At 40.4% G+C, this 19,388-nt stretch carries 13 protein-coding genes; 6 read left to right on the plus strand and 7 right to left on the minus strand.

Annotation, left to right across the window (positions count from 1 at the left end):
• Nucleotides 1–22 precede the first annotated feature (22 nt).
• A complete protein-coding gene (locus UYC_RS0110460) occupies nt 23–385 on the plus strand; it encodes a phospholipid-binding protein (RefSeq protein WP_016876984.1) in 363 nt (120 codons plus the stop codon).
• A gap of 158 nt (nt 386–543) precedes the next feature.
• On the opposite strand, the gene UYC_RS0110465 is transcribed toward UYC_RS0110460, so the two are convergent.
• On the minus strand, nt 544–1,455 hold the full coding sequence (locus tag UYC_RS0110465; RefSeq protein ID WP_016876983.1) for an alpha/beta fold hydrolase: 912 nt from the start codon (nt 1,453–1,455) through the stop codon (nt 544–546).
• Nucleotides 1,456–2,102: 647 nt separating this feature from the next.
• On the opposite strand from UYC_RS0110465, the gene infC reads away from it, so the two are divergent.
• The 3 genes from infC to UYC_RS0110480 all read left to right on the plus strand — a co-directional run bounded on the left by infC (nt 2,103) and on the right by UYC_RS0110480 (nt 6,347).
• Nucleotides 2,103–2,636, plus strand: coding sequence for a translation initiation factor IF-3 (infC, locus tag UYC_RS0110470; protein ID WP_016876982.1), 534 nt, complete (start codon nt 2,103–2,105; stop codon nt 2,634–2,636).
• Between the two features lie 214 nt (nt 2,637–2,850).
• Entirely contained in the window at nt 2,851–5,898 is a 3,048-nt protein-coding gene (locus UYC_RS0110475; protein ID WP_016876981.1) for an MFS transporter, read from the plus strand.
• A gap of 8 nt (nt 5,899–5,906) precedes the next feature.
• Nucleotides 5,907–6,347 carry a Crp/Fnr family transcriptional regulator gene (locus tag UYC_RS0110480; protein ID WP_016876980.1) on the plus strand — a complete coding sequence of 147 codons (441 nt, stop codon included), beginning with the start codon at nt 5,907–5,909 and terminating at the stop codon, nt 6,345–6,347.
• Nucleotides 6,348–7,160: 813 nt separating this feature from the next.
• Here UYC_RS0110480 and UYC_RS0110485 read toward each other — a convergent pair.
• The 4 genes from UYC_RS0110485 to UYC_RS0110510 all read right to left on the minus strand — a co-directional run bounded on the left by UYC_RS0110485 (nt 7,161) and on the right by UYC_RS0110510 (nt 16,064).
• Nucleotides 7,161–7,622, minus strand: a complete 462-nt coding sequence (locus UYC_RS0110485; RefSeq protein WP_016876979.1) for a HetP family heterocyst commitment protein — start codon at nt 7,620–7,622, stop codon at nt 7,161–7,163.
• A gap of 77 nt (nt 7,623–7,699) precedes the next feature.
• On the minus strand, nt 7,700–8,659 hold the full coding sequence (locus UYC_RS0110490) for a putative HlyD family type I secretion protein (RefSeq protein ID WP_026087630.1): 960 nt from the start codon (nt 8,657–8,659) through the stop codon (nt 7,700–7,702).
• A 925-nt stretch (nt 8,660–9,584) separates the two neighbouring features.
• Nucleotides 9,585–12,758 (minus strand): cysteine peptidase family C39 domain-containing protein, encoded by a 3,174-nt coding sequence (locus UYC_RS0110495; protein ID WP_026087629.1) that lies wholly within the window; start codon nt 12,756–12,758, stop codon nt 9,585–9,587.
• 894 nt (nt 12,759–13,652) lie between these two features.
• On the minus strand, nt 13,653–16,064 hold the full coding sequence (locus UYC_RS0110510; RefSeq protein ID WP_016876974.1) for a GH116 family glycosyl hydrolase: 2,412 nt from the start codon (nt 16,062–16,064) through the stop codon (nt 13,653–13,655).
• Nucleotides 16,065–16,247: 183 nt separating this feature from the next.
• Here UYC_RS0110510 and UYC_RS0110515 point away from each other — a divergent pair, with 183 nt between their 5' ends.
• Together UYC_RS0110515 and UYC_RS0110520 are read left to right on the plus strand one after the other, a co-directional pair.
• A complete protein-coding gene (locus UYC_RS0110515) occupies nt 16,248–17,192 on the plus strand; it encodes a helix-turn-helix domain-containing protein (RefSeq protein ID WP_016876973.1) in 945 nt (314 codons plus the stop codon).
• 56 nt (nt 17,193–17,248) lie between these two features.
• Nucleotides 17,249–18,022 (plus strand): enoyl-CoA hydratase/isomerase family protein, encoded by a 774-nt coding sequence (locus tag UYC_RS0110520; RefSeq protein ID WP_200862369.1) that lies wholly within the window; start codon nt 17,249–17,251, stop codon nt 18,020–18,022.
• 181 nt (nt 18,023–18,203) lie between these two features.
• Here the strand turns inward: UYC_RS0110520 and UYC_RS0110525 are convergent, their stop codons facing one another.
• Both UYC_RS0110525 and UYC_RS0110530 read right to left on the minus strand, forming a co-directional pair.
• On the minus strand, nt 18,204–18,746 hold the full coding sequence (locus tag UYC_RS0110525; protein WP_016876971.1) for a GIY-YIG nuclease family protein: 543 nt from the start codon (nt 18,744–18,746) through the stop codon (nt 18,204–18,206).
• An 89-nt stretch (nt 18,747–18,835) separates the two neighbouring features.
• Nucleotides 18,836–19,156, minus strand: a complete 321-nt coding sequence (locus UYC_RS0110530) for a hypothetical protein (protein ID WP_016876970.1) — start codon at nt 19,154–19,156, stop codon at nt 18,836–18,838.
• Nucleotides 19,157–19,388 lie beyond the last annotated feature (232 nt).

Raw genomic sequence — 19,388 nt, forward strand, 5'->3', positions numbered from 1 at the left:
AGTTATCCCAGGAAAAAAGTATATGGGTTGGCTTAAAAGACTGTTTGGACTAGAAAAACCTCAAAATGCCCAAGTAAATCCTACTCCTCAACAAGTACAGCAACAAACTTCAGCGACACCTGCTGCTACTCAACAAATTGCTCCTGAAAGAATGGGATTAAATGGAGAATACGACCAAAGTGGTTTAGCGAAACGTGTCGCCCTTGCGTTTGATCAAGATCAGCAGTTGACTGACATAGAAACTCTCTGGGTTGCTCAAACAGGTAGTACTGTTGTATTAAAAGGGAAAGTCCCCAGTCAAGACATTCTTAACCAGATGGTTTCTGTGGCGCGGTCAGTGAATGGAGCAACTTCTGTTGACACTAGTCAAGTTACCATTGGCTAGGTAGTTGAAAATATAGTCATTTTACTTAGTGTCCTTGTGTCTTATGTTAGGAAATAAAGTATGAGACACAAGAACACTAAAATAAAAATCACTTCTAATATCCTGTAAGATCCCCGACTTCTCTAAGAAGTCGGGAATCTGTGTTTTTACTTATATACTTATGTATTAGAAATTGAAATAATCCAATTTAAAATAGCCTGATTCACTGTTTCTGGACATTCATCATGTGGACAATGCCCCACATTTTCTAGATGCAGTAGTTTCAGATTTGGGTTGTACTGAGCAAATTCATGAGCAAGGGCTGGGGGAACAAACCGATCATTTTGTCCCCATATTAAAAGCATAGGGATTGTTAGAGTTGGCAATACAGATTTAACACTGAACCCAAAATTGGCAGTAATTGTAGCCTTGAATAAAGCGGTAAAAGCACGGGCAGAACCCCGATCTTGAGGAGGGCCTGCTAATATTTCTATCAGTTCATCTGTGATCGCTTCTGGGTTAGCGTAGGCAATAGCAGCCCAACGACGCAAAAAACTTGGTCGGCGTATTAAATAAAATAAGGGTTTGAGCAACAACGGGGAAGCTACGATATTTTTAATTGTGTTAACAACAGGTCTTAGTAAAGCAGGAATAGCTTCTTGCTCTAATGATGGATCTGGTAGACTCATCATCACTACACCCTGGATCATCTCTGGATGGGCAGTGGCGACAGCTAAGGCAATCAGCGAACCAATAGAATTACCTATTAGAATTACAGGCTGGCGGATAAATGTTTTCCAAAAATCGTAAACTTGTTCCACCCATAGCTGGATGCTGTAATTAACGGCTGCTTTTTCAGAAGCGCCAAAACCCAGCATATCAAGGGCATAAACTGTGTGTTGCTCCCCCAAAACCTCTAAATTATGTCGCCAATGTCCAATAGAAGCACCAAATCCATGTAGCAAAATCAAAGGTGTCGCCTTATAGTGATTTTGGGTATGGCGAATATAGGTGTAGCGGGTTTGCCAACCTCGCCAAACCCAGTCTCTTTGATTGCCCACTCGTTCTTGCCAGTGAACTGTGCCGTTCACGCTGCCTCCAAGTTTATTAGCTATAGGAATACTGCTATTTCTATTACTAGCTTAATTTCGACTTAATCAGGGTATCGCTCGATATCTGCGTGGTTAATGTTTTGAGTTGAGGATTTTTGCTAGGGAGCGATCGCTTAATACATCCTCAAGAAAGAACAACAATTAAACTTTCCTCAGCAATATTGCTTAGACAGCAATAAATTACTGTAATATATATTACATAATTACAAGAGAGCGAAAAAGGGACTGGGTGAAGCCAAAAAAGGCACATCTACAGGAGTCAAAGCAAGTACCTAAGTTCTGCAAATTATCTTCTGTGTTCTGCGTCCTTATTCAGTAAGTATTGAATATTGCTTTGTAATCCCGACCATGATACTGAAACAGTCCCATGTTAACATTGTCACAAAGAAATAGTACAATAGTTAACAAATGCTGCAGTTGTGTAATTTAGGTTAACGATTAGATAGAAATCCTCTCAGAATGAGTAGAATGACAAATACAACCAACAAGAGAATATCTTGTGGATTGGCAACCCTGGAAATACAGTCTATTTTCAGTCCTCAGAAATTTAATGTCTTTGCCTTTAAGGCAAATGAAAAAATACCAAACCAAGCCCTATTCTTAAAAATCAGCTCCCACAACTCATAATGCCAGTGACAGAGAAAAAAAGAACCCGCGATTTACCCCAAATTAACGAAAGAATTCGTTTCCCGAAAATTCGGGTCATTGATACTGATGGTGCACAATTGGGAATTATGTCCCCACAGGAAGCGCTGCAACTAGCAGAGGAAAAAGAGCTGGATCTGGTGCTGCTCAGTGATAAGGCTGATCCGCCGGTTTGTCGGATTATGGACTATGGGAAATATAAATTTGAGCAGGAGAAGAAAGCACGAGAAGCCCGGAAGAAACAGCACACTGCTGATGTCAAAGAAGTGAAGATGCGCTACAAGATAGAGGCACATGACTATAATGTGCGTGTCAAGCAAGCAGAACGTTTTCTCAAAGACGGTGATAAAGTAAAAGCTACTGTAATGTTCCGTGGTCGAGAAATTCAACACAGCGACATGGCAGAAGAGCTGCTCAAACGGATGGCTGCCGATTTAGATGAGGTGGCTGAGGTACAGCAAGCACCGAAGAAAGAGGGGCGAAATATGATGATGCTCCTATCTCCTAAGAAATAAATAATTATTGATTTAAATTCAACAGCTAAATTGAGAGTCCCGATCGCTGAGTGGGAAAAATATACTCAGTTGATCGGGATTTTTGCTATGTCAATAAATCTGATCGAGGTTGCTCAATGTATCCCTTCGACAAAAAGCCATTCGTACATTATAAAAAACTGTTATATATTTTACTTGAAACTTTAGGGGTGAAATTACTAGAAAGTAAAACTGCATGGAACTGAAAAATTACCAAGCTATTCAAAGAAAAAGGATTTTGACGCGACTGCTAAAGTGGGTAAACCTTCGACCTGAGGAGAGCGATCGCACGTGGTTAATGTTTGCTTTTTATACTACTACCTCAATAGGATTACGATGGTCGGAAGATTCTGCGGTTGCGCTGTTTTTGGATGAGTATGGATCTGAGTTCCTGCCTTTGATGTATACCGCCAGTGCACTTGTGGGTGGAGTCTTGGTTTATTTCTATTCTTGGCTGCAAAAAATTTTTCCTTTGCGGCAGGTGATTGTGGCGATCGCACCCTGTATGTTTTTGCCCTTGATGTTTTTGCATCTAGGTTTACATATTTCGTTCTTTTCGGTATTTATCATATTTATCCTGCGGTTGTGGGTGGATGCATTCTACGTTGTTAACGATCTCAATACCTCAATTGCAGCTAACCAATTATTCAATATTCGGGAAATTAAGCGTACCTATCCAATTATTAGCAGTGGCGTTTTGGTGGCTGATGTTCTCAGCGGCTTTAGTTTACCTTTTTTGCTGCTATTTGTAGGTCTTAATAATGTGATTATGCCCTTCGCTGGTATATTCGTTGTCTTGGGAGCAGGGATTCTTTTATATCTAAGTAAAAATTATTCGCAGGCTTTTCCTGATGTTCCTCAAAGACAGATAAAACCAGCCCAGCACTATAAACAGCAACGTCTTTATGGTTCTCTAAAGCATTATGCCTGGTTGTTGTTTGCATTTTTTACTCTCCTACAAGCAATGGGAGTATTGATAGATTTTCAATATCTCGCTCAGTTAAAGTCAAATTTTCAGGGTAAAGATATTGCTACCTTTTTAAGTTTACTGGGTGGAATAATGGGAGTTTGCGAGCTAGGAATGCAGTTATTTATTTCTAGCCGTGCTCTCGAACGTTTTGGAGTATTTATTACTGCTGCAACTTTACCCCTCACCGCAGGTATTGTTATACCCTTAACACTACCCCTTTTGGGTTTATTACCTTGGAGCAATTCCCACAATCTTTTATGGGGCTTAGTTATTCTCAAGTTCTTAGATGAAATTTTACGTTATACCTTTGTTGCCAGCAGTAGCCCTTTGCTTTTTCAACCAATTCCAGATCGGATTCGCAGCAGCGTTCAGTCACTATCAGGAGGTATAGCAGACGCTTTTGGGGCTGGGATTGCAGGTGTAATTATTCTCATCACTCTGTGGTTGGGAAAGCTATTTCTGCCCTTGTCAGAACGTAGCGCGATTATGGTAGTAGAAACAATGGTTGTAGCTGCGTGCTGTTTGGGGGCGATTTGGTTGCTGCGATCGCATTACGTTAACCTATTAGTTTTAAGTGCCGAGCGAGGGCAACTGAGCGCCACAGATGTAGATTTACGCACATTTAAACAAGCAGTCGTGAAAGCTTTAGGAGAAAAAGGTACCGAAGCAGATAAGCGCTCTTGTATCGAACTTTTATCTCAAATTGATCCCCAAGGTGCAACAGAAGTGTTAGCACCCTTGCTAGTCAAGCTTCCTCCCTCGCTACAAAAACCTAGTTTAGAGATTTTATTGGCGGCAGGTACAAATTCTAATTATTTGCCAGAAGTCAGAGCTTTGTTAGAGTTACCTCAACACCTAATTAATCCAGAAGTTTTTGCCCTTGCCTTAAGCTACGTTTGGTTTTCCGATCCAGATCCAGACGTCAGTCTTTTAGAACAATACTTAACAGAAGAACAACACTCCATTATTCGTGCGACTGCTGCTGCTTTATTGTTACGCCTGGGAACGCCACTACAAAAGTCAACCGCAACTAATACTTTGCGGCGGATGCTCACTCACAAACAAGAAAGGGAAAGAGTAAATGCAGTCAGAGCGCTTAAAGAAGCAGTTTACTTGCAGGCGTTGCGGATTTACATACCGAATTTGTTGCAGGATGAGTCTTTGGGAGTGCGTTGTGCTGTTTTAGAAACAATTTCAGCAACCCATTTAGAGGAATACTATACAGCATTACTATTGGGGCTTCAGTATAAATCAACGCGAACTACAGCAATGGGTGCTTTAGTAGGACTAGAGAATGAAGCCTTACCAATATTGATAAACTTAGCTACTAATATTTATAAACCGGAAATTGTGCGGATGTATGCTTGGCGTACTATTGGTCAAATTCCTACTATAGAGGCGATAGATACTTTATGGCAGCATCTAGAATTATCTAAGGGTAAAAGTAGGGGTCATATTCTCCGTCCCTTATTGAAAAGGCTGCAAAAAAAGGGAGTTTTAGTTTTAGGCGATCGCGAAGCCACTTCCTTGGAGCATCGCTTTTATGAAAATCAGGTAAAAAAACTCATTGAAGAAGAATTGGGTTTTTTAGGTGTTATTTACGCTGCATATATAGACTTCAAAAGCCAAGGCAAAATTTATGCCCAAGAAATAGACTTAAACACAAAAGATACTTTAGAAGTTTATAACTCAGATAGAAGAATTGTAGTTGTGTTATCACTTTTGCAACACGCGCTGTTAGAAGTAGAAATCGATGTTCAAGAGCGATTACTGTTGCTACTACAAATAATTTGCCCGACAGAACAAATTCAAGCCGCAGCATTCAATTTGCGCTCTGAATCATTGGTAAACTTAGCACGGGGTTTAGAGATTTTAGAGCATATTGTTAACTTGCAAAATAAATCTGTATTGTTAAATGTTTTAGATCGGCGATCGCCCTCAGAAAAATTGCAACATTTAATAGATGTGGGAATTGCCAATTATGAAAAAATGACAATTGGCAAACGTACTTGTTTTTTGTTAACACAGGATAATTTGCTTTCCGATTGGTGTGTAGCTTGTTGTTTTCATTTTGCTCAAGTTGCCAATATCCGACTGACTAGCGAACAGGTTGTGAGAAGTTTGCGTCATCCTACAGGCTTTGTTCGGGAAGCAGCAGTGGCGTATTTGAGTACAGTATCACCTCGTATTCTGCTCAAAATTTTACCGCAGTTGCAAAAAGATCCCCACCCACTTGTAGTTGCTCAAGTGCAAGAGTTAATGAAAAATTTATAACTAATCTTATGCTAACTACTGTTGAACGCTTATTATTTGTTCGTAGAGTACCTATTTTTAAAGAATTACGCGATGATTTTATTGTTCGCTTGGCTTCAGTTATGGATGAGTTGGAATTTCCCACAAACTACACTATTTTTCAAGCAGGGGATGAGGGGCGATCGCTTTATATTGTCGTTTCTGGCAAAGTCAAAGTTCATATTGGCAACCAACAGTTAGCAGTGTTTCCCAAAGGAGAATCTTTTGGTGAAATGTCAGTTTTTGACGCTCAACCGCGTTCTGCTTCGGCAACAACTTTGGAAGCTTGTGAATGTTTGGAACTAACACAAGAACAACTTTACGAAGCTATTGATGAAACACCAGAAATTGCTGTAAATATTATTGGAATTTTATCTCGTCGGATTCGAGAACTGAATGAAAAAATTAATGCGATCGCTGCAAAAAATTAGTTACTTATTCACATCTTGCACTAGTTGCTTGATTACAATTATTGTAGGGTGGGCACTGTCTAACTTTCTTAAAACTCTTATTTTTACGTTGTGAACAGTGCCCACCTTACGGTTAATCAGATACTTTTTCTACTCAAGGCAAAACTAATCGCTATTTTGTTACTTTAGGAAAAAAAGTTATTCTCAGTTGTTTGGATAAAAAAACTGGAAGCTCTATAGATGTTTGCGAGCTTCCAGTCATTGCTTTCTCAATTGTGATTGAAAAAGTAGAAGGAATCCTAATCGGGAGAACTAAGATGAAATAATTGAAACAGAAGCAAAGTTACTGGAAGTTCCAACAGTCAAAATCAGTTTTACCGTTACTTTTTCTTTTTCCATAATAGTTGTACTATTAAACATTAACTTTTTGGGAACTTAGGAACACCCACCCCGGTGTTGAAAGTTTTATAAGCAATGCTGAGACTACTTTGGAAAAATAACCACCAACAGTACGGTATGACTTTTAGAAACCTAAGTCAAGGAGTATTTCACTTCTTATCAATTTGAGTAATTAAAACATAAGTTTTAGTATTTTATTGTTTTCTCCTTACTTATAATTTTTTACTTCAAGCAGCTACTTGTACTTGTTATTTATAATATTCAAAATATTGATAATTGATTTGCCATTTTGGCAGAATGATTTAAGATTAATCAAAAACAGATCCCCGACTTGTTTAAGAAGTCGGGGAATTTTGCTGTTGTAGCGTCGTAATTTACATGGCGATCGCCAATTTCATCAACAGTCTCTAAGGATCTGGTAACTCAAGAGATATTTTAGTTAAACGCAGAGAATTTGAATGATGAATCTTGAGTGGTGTCTGATTTTAGTTCAGGCTTAATTGATTGATGCTCGTGAATTTGAGTAGCCAGCCACCGCTCTGAACTACCACCGCGAATTTCTGTTTTTTTCTTGCCAACTACTTCTAGATAAGCAAGATCTTTGATTTTGCTTAAGCAGCTTTTTTGTGTAGGGCTGTCAGACTTTTGATCAGAAGGTAAAGCGGCAATTTTAAGATTTTCGGTGCGTTGTTGGCTAGCTCTCTTGATTTGCGAGTTTTCTTTAATCAATCGGTTATAGGTGCGGTAAGGAATGTAATGTAAAGGATTGTAGCCAGCAAACCGCAGCATTAATACACAAGCCCAGGAATACTTGCCTGCAAGAATTGCTTCAACTACTTGATCGAGTTGTTCCGGGTTAATTGACTTATCGAAATTGCTAGTAATGTTCTGATGCATAGTATTCATTGCCTTCAATAAAGTAAATCAGTTTGTCAGTAATGTGGTGATTTTGGAGCGCAATTGGAATTTATAAACTACTCTCTATGTTTTTGTTGTTCCTTGATTGGTGTCAGGAACAGATCAGAAATGCGACGCTGGTAAATGATTTGGGCGGTAGCTGATTGTCCCGCTTTTAATTTGATGGATTGATGGGGAGCTAAAGCCACTTCAACCCGATACACCCAACCGAATTTTTGCTCAGGTTGAGCATCACCAGAGATGGATACAATTCTGCCTGAGAGAATACTGCGATTTTGAACTTCAAAAGCGTTTTGTTGTTCTGCTTTACCTTTTGCTGATGGCTGGCTGTAGGTATCAGCATCTAGTTTGATTTGTACTTTGTCTCCTTTGTTGACAAAGTCTATGTTGTGGTAAGGCAGGTTAATCACCAAAGCAGGGGATGTATTGCTAGGAGCGATTTCCGCAATAGATTGTTTGGGTTGAGCTATTTTGTTAGTGCTGTGAATGTTAAGGGAGGGTACAACCCCATCTATTGGGAGATTGGGAAATCTCGGTACTCGTTCAGTCTTGGCTTTCACTGCTTTGTCAAAACCCTGTGGCTGGAATTGATAAAGCTCTCCTAGTTGTATGAATTTCCCTCTGACTTGACTGACTTGTTTTATCTTTCCCGTAAACGCCCAAGCTATTACAGTCGCCAAAAAAGTTAGACTGCCTAGCAAAACTATACGAGGAAGAATTGAAGGCGTTTGCTCTAGCATTTTCTGCAAGGATATAGAGCAATTACCCATACTTGTAGCTGTTACCCGTAAAGGTGTCGCTATTTTGCTATGGGTATTTGTAGGTAGTTTTGGAGACGCCGCTGCTAAGGGCAACTCTTGTGGTTGCTGTCTGATGATTGAAGCGACACTACCCCCACAGATTGATACTATTTCAGGAACTTGATTATAACAGGGATGCACATCCTGCATATTAATCTCTAAACTCCCTGATTGGCTTGAGGTTTCGACTGCATTTGACCTGATGATTCTGTCCATGAGCTGACCTAAAATCGGAAACCTGACTGTAGCTTTAGCTTTGATAAGCTTGACTCATTTCCTTTGACTTGTATGAAAAAGTCTCCGTTTGGCTCTTGGTAGATGCAGTTATATCCTCGGAAATTTGGGCTAACTCTTAATTTAATTACTTTCCCTGGTAATGTAGATGTTTTGATGTACACCGATAGTTAGGATCGTATTAAGTAATCATGCTTTGTTCTACAAGAGCTATGACAAAATAGTCATCCACAATCTGTAAGAACAACATTCGTACTTATACTATTTTCCCCTTTGGATGTCATCTGCGGTGTTGGCATTTCTTGTTAGATTGAATGCGCTGAATATGTTCTTCTATTTAATTAAGTATTATACATTTTTCATTTTGTCCACAAGTGTTAAATACTGTAGGGGTTTCGCCCCTCACCTACTGTTTCTTTTTGATTTTTATTTTTCATAGGTTTCTGGGAAAAGTTACCATTAACTCTGTTGTTGAACAGTCAAAATTTCTGACTATGCCTATAGCCACAATATAATCTTTAAGTTCCATACAATTTGATAATGTTTTTACGGGTAATGATGAAGCTTTCTATGTACTCTGCCAGCAGATAGCTTATCTGGAGGCACTTTCAAGTTAACATTTGATTGCAAACTTATAGTAAACTTGTTATTAATTTTGCTTAAAAATTAACTAGTTTTTTTAGAGAATAAGTTATTACCAATACAGTTTTAAAGTACGGTTTAATATCTATTGATTTGAGTGCTACTAAAATATAATAAATTACACTTAGAGCATATTTTCCGAGATAAAAAGTAGCTAATTATGCTTGTGCAAAAATGCAAGATTCAGCAAATTATAAAAAATAAGTCGTAGTTAATGCTCGTAATTATCTTGAAAAATTTTTGGTATGTTGATGCAAACTAATGGTCAATCTAAGTGCGATCGCAGATGCGATTGCTGTTGAGATAGGTGGTAATAAAGACCGTGGATTCCCATTAGTTGTTTGTGAGTACCTTGCTCAACTAGAATACCTTGGTCTAAAACGAGGATACAGTCAGCGTGACTAATAGTGTCAAGACGATGGGTAATAATAAATGTGGTAATAGTTACACCTGTGGAAGCATTGTTGAGACGATTAAATTGAGCTAGGTTTTTGTAAAATCTGTGTTCTGATTCTGCATCTAAACAGCTGGTGGCTTGATCCAAAATGAGAATGCGTGGGTTCCTCACCAAGGCGCGGGCGATCGCTATTCTTTGTCGCTCTGGGGCTGAAAGCATCATGCCTCCTTCTCCTACACGGGTGTTGTAGCCAAAAGGTAAAGCCTGAATAAAGCCGTGTGCTTCTGCAAGGTTGGCAGCAGCGATCGCTTGCTCTAGAGAAATCTCTGAGTTGAACAATGTAATATTTTCTAAAATCGTGCCCGAAAACAAAAAAATCTCTTGCGGCACCATCCCTACCTGATTTCTCAAAGATTGGGGAGAAATATTAGCAATATCGTGCCCATCAATCAAAATTCGTCCGCTGTCAGGACGATATAAACCTACAAGTAAATTTACTAAAGTACTTTTACCAGAGCCACTAGCACCAACAATAGCAATTGTCTGTCCTGCTTTTACCTCAAAGGAAATATGTTGCAGGGTATTACGTTCCGTATCGGTATTGTAAAGGAAACTGACATTCTCAAAATCCACATCACCGCAAATGTGTGGTAACTCCAGTGGCGATTTTTGTGGATTTACTTCTGGTTGGGTGGCTAAAACATCATTTAGATGCTCAAGAGAAATTATTACTTCTTTAAACTCATCCCACAGCCCCACCACAGCCAAAACAGGTTTGACTATACTACCAACCATCACGCTAAAAGCGACAAACTGACCAACCGATATCTCCTGATTGATCACCAATGTCGCCCCATACCACAACAATGCTGTAGTACCAAGATGATTAATCGAACTTGTTGCTAGTTGCAAGTTATTCGCCAGCTTCTGTGCGCGCCTGCGCGTTTGTACCATATTTGTGAAGCGTTCTTCCCAACGCCAACGCATCGGGATTTCGGCTGCGGCAGCTTTAACTGTCGCAATGCCAGTGACGATTTCTACTAGTGCAGAATTTTGCACGGCTGATTTGTGCAACAGTTCTCGCGATACTTTTTTGATGAATGGATTAGCTGCTAAATTCAAAATAGCGATGAGTAGAATTAAACTCACAACTACGCAACTAAGGCGCAAGTTGTAAGAAGCCATTAACCCCAGGTAAGCAACCACAATCAATGCATCTAGCGTGGTAATTATCGCTTGTTTAACAAAAAACAATTGAATTTTACGGTTTTCTTGAATCCGGGTAATGATATCTCCCACCTGGCGCGATGCGAAAAACTGCAATGGCAAGTGCAGTATATGGCTCATAAAACTGCTGAGTTCTGCAAGTTCCATGTGGTTGGACAAATAATCGAGCAGATATTGCCGTACTGCTTGGATGGTAATTCGCCACAAACCGAAAAAGAGGAAACAGATAGTAAAGATATTCAGAGTGAGCAAACTTTTGTAGGGCAACACTCGATCCATTACAAGTTGGCTAATTATGGGAACCGCTAGTGCAAAAACTTGTAGCAGTACCGAAGCCAAAATTATTTGCCCAAGTAGCTGGCGTTGATGCCAAAATGTCTGCCAAAATTTACTAAAGGAAATTTTTTTACTTTGTTTGGCTTCTAGCCGTTCGGTGGGGAATAACAGCAAGGCATATCCCGTCCAATTTGCTTCAAACTCTGCTTTTTGTAGCGATCGCTTACCGATTGCCGGATCGGAAATTAACACGCGATCGCCTTTAACTTGCCAAACAACCACAAAGTGAATTCCTTGCCAGTGAGCAATCCAGGGTTTAGCTTGCAACTCTAGCTTGCTCAAAGAAGCCCTGACTGGTAATGCATCAAATCCAACAATTTCTGCTGCATCTGCCAAAGCAGCTAAAGATGTACCCGTGCGGTTTGTTTGTGCAATGTTTCGCAGCCTAGCCAAGCTCAAGCGTTTACCCCAATAAAGGCTAATCATCGCCAAACACGCTGCACCACAATCTGATGAATCTTGCTGTGGAATAAAAGGATAGCGACGCCAAAATCTATTAACCAAGCGATGTTGGTTTCTAGTTGCACAAAAATCAATCTCTGGTGTAGTCGATAGTGTTTTTGTATCCTCGCTAGAAGACGCAAAGAGAAAATTCCCCGCATCCCCACCTCCCCTTGTCCCCACTTCCCCTTGTCCCCACTTCCCCTTGTCCTCTTCCTCCTGTCTGGTAGAGAATATTTCTGGAGCGATCGCAGCCACTGATTCGCTATTGTCTTTAGAAATGTGGTATAGTATTAGATTGGTTTGTGCAATCCAATCTGTAATTGTAAAATCTAGATCACCCCAACTTTCTCCTACTATTGGTGGTTGAGTTTCTGTACTAGAACTGCTAACCTTTCCATGTAGCAACCAAAAGCGCCCTTGTAAATTAGAAGTTGCTTCTGTTAAAGATGAGCCAGCACTTACCTTGGTTTTTACTAAGTAGGGTATAAGTTGTTGTAAAGTATGGCTGGTGTGTGAACGTAACTCAGTGACTGTTTTGAAGAAAATCAGTGCTTGTCGCTCATCAGTCATTTGCTGAAAGTAATCTTTTAGATTAGGCAGTTCCTCTAACCACTGTTTGAGACGATCCAAGCAAGCATATGCTACAAAACCAGCATTAGCTGCAACCGCCCGGTATGGTAAAGGCTTAGAGCAGAACAGATCATCTCCTCCAAAAGTTTGCCCCGCCAATAACAAATGAGTTGACACTTCCCGTCCAACAGCCGTATCAAATCCTAAAAGCCGCACTCTACCTTTACAAACCAGGAAAAGAAAATTGTTACTGTCTTCCGTTTGTCTGTTGGGAGTATAACTAGTCAAATCGTCACCTAGTTGAAACTCACGCATAACCCAAATCTGACTAAAGTCCGATGGGAGGGTTGAATTTCCTGCGACTCTCTTTAAAAACTTTAGGATAGTCGCTTCTGGAGTGGGAGAGTGTTGGTTATTTGCATAACTTTGCTCTCGTTGAACTCCTGACGATGAGTACGAGTTCATTGTTTTGATATCTGTGTAAGCTGATTAATTTGATTTCTGAAGTGTACATTTGCATTTCAGACAGTTCAAAACTTCTTTCAATGAAGCATCTTGCCTCACAATAATAACTTTTGAGAAGTACATCTTTTTTTGTCTTTCATCACCAATCGCTTCCTTTTGATTTTTGCTATCGCTTTTCATATCTGTGAAACTTTGAAAATCCCAGTATCGAATACCCTACAATCAGTTCCATTAAATGTGCTTTTCATCAAAATTACTCAAATTAGCTGTTTCTTCTTTGCATTAATCAGCACCATGCATCAGGTAAAAAAAATTAGATTTCAAAAAGAGAAACGTGTATTTACGTAAAAAAGATGAGAAATAGGTTGTTGATGTCATAAGTTGTTAACATTGAAAAATTTTTACTGGATAATAATTGCTTCTGTCCCCAAAGCTACAAACCAAATACTGGTTCCGGAAACAGAAAATTTTGATCGGGAGTCTTCAAAACCAACATAAAGCTTATTCTTGCTATTAACTGCTCTAAGATGATTCTCCAAAGCTTATTTGTTAACTTTGTCACATCACAATCGATGAAAAAGGTATAATCTTACCACTTTCTCAGTAGAATGCAACATAATAGTTGTCCAAAAAGGCAGTCAAATTAAAGAGATTAGTTGCAATTGTTTGAGAATTCATATTAGTCACTTACAATCAATTGCAATGAAAAACCGGACTTTTATGTCCGGGCAATCAAAAAAATATTGGGAGTGAGGGCTGTGGGAGAGTAGGAGAAAAGGGGAAAAATGATCGGGGGACAAGGCGATAAGGAGACAAAGGGACAAGAGGAGGTGGGGCAGAGGAGCACCAGAAGCACCAGGGGCAGAGGAGTAGTAAACAAATAACCACTAACCACTAACTAAGAACTAAATAAATAGCCCAAATTGCCATTGCCCGTAGATAAGTACTAGCACGAAAAGTTCCAACCGCAGTGATAGCTTCAGGTGTGCGGAATTGTAGCCCATGATCGTAAATTTGTTGGACTACTGTTTTTGTTAGGTTCATAGCTTCATCTTTCATTCCCATTTGTACTAAAAATGCAGCCAAGCCAAAATTGATACCTGTCCACACTTCTAAAGGATGGGTAGCTTTGGGATTTTCTGGTGAACCATCAATCTTGAGTCCGTTAGCAGCACCAAACTTGCCATCATGAAACTTGAGAAAGCAAGCATCGTAAATCGTTTTCAAAGCGGACAAAGTGCGATCGCTCTCCACAATATCAGGTAACCCCAATAAACGTGCGTAGAACTGTCCGCATAATTGATCTGCCATCACTACATCCGAACCGCTTTCACTATCGAGTCGGTAATACTGTCCATTCCAAAGCTTCTGTTCATAGATTGGGCGAGATTGTTGTAACCATGCTTCGTAGATAGATTTTTGCTCTGTTAACTCCTCCGTGTTTTTTACGCCTTGGTAATTTGTTATCAAAACATCACAAATCGCGATCGCAGCTTCCAAAGCTGCCAACCACAACCCACCGCAATAAGCACTTACTCCCCGTAGTCGCCAGTCATCAAAAGTTTGATCGGGCGCACCGGAATTTTCCGGAATTCCATCTCCATCTTTGTCAAAAGTCTTTAGATAGTTGAGGGTTTCCACAATGGCATTCCAGCAGTCTGCCAGAAATTGCACATCATCCGCACCAGTGAGGAGAAAATCGCGGTATACCTGCAAAACAAAGTCACTACCTAAATCTTTCCACAGATTACAATCTTGGTAGCTCGTGTAATTTGTCTTTTCCCAAACGTGTTCATTGGGAGCGCCCAAGTCGTGAGGCGTTGCACCTGCTACCTTGCGAACAGCCATAGGGCTTTCTGCGCCAATGGTGTAATAGTAGCCAATAACGCGGCGGCGATCGTCACTTTTAGGAATCGCCCGTGCAAATGCACGAATTACTGCCTTCTCCAACTCTGGGAAAAGTATCAACAGTGCAAAAGAACCATAAAGCCGCACGTCAAGGCTCTCGTACCAGCGATAGTCCAAGCATTCTAACACTGCAAACTGACCAATTGGATCGCGCTCTGATGCCGCACTCCAAAGAGTACCGCCAGCAGTAAGATCGTAAAGCTCATTAAATAAAGCTATTTTGAACCAATTTGGCAAGTCTGCACGCTCAAAAATAGGTTGTTGCCAAGCTTGAATCTGCTGTTGCCAGATTTGATATTGTTGTAGCGCAGTAGATGCGATCGCCCAAGCATTCTTGCCGTTATTACCAAAAAAGTCTGTATATCTGCGGTCATATTTAATGCCAGCCGCAAATTCAGTCACAGGAAAATCCCATGTTAGAACAAAAGGAATTTGCAATGTTGCGCCTGGTTGCAGAGTAAACCGCACAGCGAGTGCTGCTCCGATTTGTTCATCCTCTTTTGCTGGAGTTTTATTTATATAGTTAGGTAGAGAACCATTTTGTGCAAAGCTTTCCCATACATCTTCACCCGTACCAACTGGATTCCAACGGCTGTGGTGAAAGATTTCCACATTCGGATCTTTGCGTGTGGCAATACACCATTGCCCCTCTCCTTCCTGAACTGGTTCACCTATACCTAAGCGATCTAAAATACAGCCGATATATTCAGTATCTTCAAAGAACTCGTTAAAATTATCCTTACTTTCATTCAAGCGCGGCTGATATTCGTACACTGGGCTACCATCATCCCGCAACCTTATCTCCGGAGATTTCAAGGCATTAGTAAACCAACCTACCATATTCTGCCAGGTGAGCATAATACTCAAAGTAATAGGTGCATTTGTCGGGTTACGTACAGTCCACAGAAATACCGCCACAGGATAGCTAGTTTCTTGGTAGTTATTCGCCCAAATAGGCGAAAATTGCTCGCAGGTTAACTGGGCTTTGTATACCCCTTCATACACAAACCAACTGCGGGGGTAAAGAGCATGGTAAGTACCAGTTACGCCATCTTTACTTGTTGGATACCACTGCCATGCTTGTAGACTGCCATCTTCCGGAGCTTCTGTACACAAAGCATAAGCTTGGGAAGATGTGGCATCTGACTCAAATACACTGAATTGACAGGCGGGAATATTTTTGAAGATATGTTCGCCACCGTCGATATGCCACAGGTTAAAATCTCCCCGCGAAGAACGGCCGATACAACCTGCACCAAAACCGCCTAAAGGCATTCCATGCCAGGGGCCATCATCGACATTACTAGCATAGCGGACGGTGTAGGGCTTGTCCCAACCTAAACCAATGGGACGACTCCAAGTACAGGAAGGAATTTGCGGAGAGGATTTATTTGTCATCGCCTCTATTAATTAATAGCGTGCAGTCACGATAATGAAGACTAGCGCGATGTGTAAAATTTCTCAAGTCCACTGTTAGGAAATTTACACTTCAGTTCCATCTAAGAGTTATTAGTTGTTTTGTGCGATCGCGCTCTCACCATCGCTGTATACTTCTCATATAGCATCTAGAAATTCAATCCGATGCGCCAAAGTCAGCCCAAGGATGAATCACTCGAAACGATAAGCCTTCTAGATGAGTTGCCCGATCGACCAGTGCTTTCGAGTAAATCGAAGGGTTGGAATGGCATCACGATTGAATACTACCATCATCCCGCGAATGAATTAATTTCTCCTCCGCTCTCACAACACCTGATCACCTTAAACTGTGGTTCACCCTACCGCTTAGTGCAGCAACTTGATGGACAGGTTTATGAAGGACAGGTTGTGAAGGGAGACATTATCCTCACACCTGCATATCACCCGACACAATGGTACTGGGATCGTGAGGTGGATGTTTTGCACCTTTGCTTTGAACCAACGTTTGTTACTAAAGTCGCAGCAGAAGCAGTTGAAGTTGATGCTGCTCATGTTGAAGTCTTCAATTATTTTGCTGTGGCCGATCTCCAAATTCAGCATATCAGTCATTTGCTCCTGACAGAATTAGAGTCTGAAAAACTGGGTAATCGTCTCTACGCTGAATCATTAGCGAATGCTCTAGCTGTTCATTTAATTAGAGAGTACAGTAGCGTTGAGAAAATTGTCAGGCAGTACTCTGGTGGTTTATCTAAGTCTAAGTTGCAACGAGCGATCGCCTATATTCAAGAAAATTTAGACCAAGATTTAAGTTTGGATGAAATTGCAGCTGAAGTAAATCTGAGTTCGTATCATTTTGCTCGCTTATTTAAACAATCAACAGGTTCAGCACCCCATCAGTATCAGATTCGTTGTCGAGTCGAACGTGCTAAGGAATTATTGCAACAAGGCGATATGGCGATCGCTGAGATTGCCACCTATGTTGGTTTCTACGATCAAAGTCACCTCAATCGCCATTTCAAAAGGATTGTAGGAGTTTCGCCTAAAGCCATTCAGCAAAACAGCAAGAACGTCCTCTGGATCGGCAAGAGCGTACAAGACTACACCGCTTGAGTCTCCCTACAGTAAAAGCAGATAGCAAAGAACACATTCTTTCTGCTGTAAAGGATATGACAAACTTCAACGACTACAAAAACAAGTACGAAAATCTCCGCATGGAGCGCACCAACTCTGGCATTTTGACAGTGACTATGCATACCAATGGCGGTTCCCACATCCATACAGGTAAAGCACATCGAGAATTTCCAGATGCGTTTGGTGAAATTGCTCGCGATCGCCAGAATGAGGTTGTTATTTTTACAGGTGCTGGCGACAAATGGATCAGTCACATTGACTTTTCTACCGTGGATGACATCACGCAACCTGCTGGTTGGTATGCCATTCTTACTGAGGCTCGCCAGCTTCTTTATAATTTTCTCGATATTGGCGTTCCGGTTATCTCAGCCGTTAATGGCCCTGCTCCCATTCATGGTGAGTATGCGCTAATGGCAGATATCATCTTAGCGGCTGAGGAGGCTTACTTTCAAGATAACCAGCATCTATCAGTTGGGGGTGGGGTTGTACCAGCCGATGGAGTACAGATTCTATACCCGGCAGCAATGGGTGATATTCGGGGGCACTATTTCCTGTTGACGATGCAGAAATTGACAGCCAAGGAAGCATTGCAAATCGGCATGGTTAATGAGGTTCATCCCCGTGACAAATTGCTGGCAAGAGCCAATGAGTTAGCACAGCAACTTCTTCGCCTCGATCCATATACACGCCGCTACACTCGGCTTATGTTTACTCGAAAACTCAAGCGAAAAGTGATTGATGAACTGTCATTTGACATGGGATTAGAGGGGCTTTCAATCGTCTCAGCCGTGAAACCCAAAAATTCTTAATCGATTGAAGAAGCAAAAGCCGCTTGGGAAAACTGCTAAAAATATGTGTGGAGTAAGGAACTAAAATAAAATCACCCTGACTGAGCCAGAAATTATTTCCTACATCACCCAAGCAGAATCTATACTACCTGGATTTATGCTTGACCTAGCTCCTCTTTTCAATCTTTAGATAGAAGTAGATTTATTTCAAATCCAGTAACCCTTCTTCCTTCAACTTCGGATTAAATCTAATTTGTGCTTGTAATCCACGCTCCTCTAAAACTTTTAAAATTTCCACCTCTACTCGGCGCGCCACATTTTTAATAATTTTGGTTTTTGCCACTTCATCAATAGAATTCTCGTAATTTGCATACTCTTCCGGTGTCATTAATACCTTAGCATCAATAGGCTGTGTCCATTGGTCTTTATCATCTTTGTTGCCCACAGGCACACTGCCATTTTCTTCAATCCATGCCTTCTCAATATTTTCTAGCACTGTGCGGCTAGGGCGTTCAATTGTTTGGATTTTCACCCAATAACACTTTTGTGGTTGCCGTACTAAGTGCTGCTTAAGACTGAGATAAACATCACGAGAATATCCTACATATTGCAGCACTTTTTCCTGGTGAAAAATAGCATAAACTCCTATTTTACCTTGGAAATTTTCAGGTAATTGACCATTGTTATCAATATAAGGAACATATGCTAAACTTAATAAAGAAGGAATATTTGTTTCTGTCGACATAAATAAAATTCAAAAATTTAAAATTTTTAGTATTTTTTGATTGTAAATAACTAGGTGTTTTTTCAACATTAGCCATTCACTATTAGCAATTAACTCTTTCTATAAATTGCACAAAGACGACTGGGCTGAAAAATTTTAGCTGTGAACATAAAATTAGCTGGCACGTTAATAATAACGTATTCGTCAGATTCTTGATATTTTTCAAATTCTGCTGGCATTCCTTTGGGAGTTGCTGTACTGTAAGGAACTGGCTGAAAAAGCAATTCTGTAAATTCTACTTTTTCACACTGTAAATTTTGACAAATTTGATTTAAAAAAGCTTCGCTAGTCAATAATTTAAATAGAGTTTCTTTTGCTTGTGGTTCGAGAGTGAAACTGCTATCAAAATTTTCGACAATTTTCAGAGTCATTTTACTTACAGGTAATTGTTAACTACTGAGAACTATGGCGTCCATCACTGGAGCGCGCTAAAAATGCCACTTTAAATAAGCCTATTGGATAGTGTGACTCCTGTCAGCAGAGAAGGGTAGCTATTTGAGATTAAGAATTGTGAAGCTAAGTGTTTTTGGGTTTATGTACTGTGTTGAAACCAAGACAGAGGAGGCAGTACGCTGGAGAGCCAGCGCCGTATCTGTTGGTAGG

It is taken from the genome of Chlorogloeopsis fritschii PCC 6912 (assembly GCF_000317285.1).
GTDB classification, from domain to species: Bacteria; Cyanobacteriota; Cyanobacteriia; order Cyanobacteriales; family Nostocaceae; genus Chlorogloeopsis; species Chlorogloeopsis fritschii.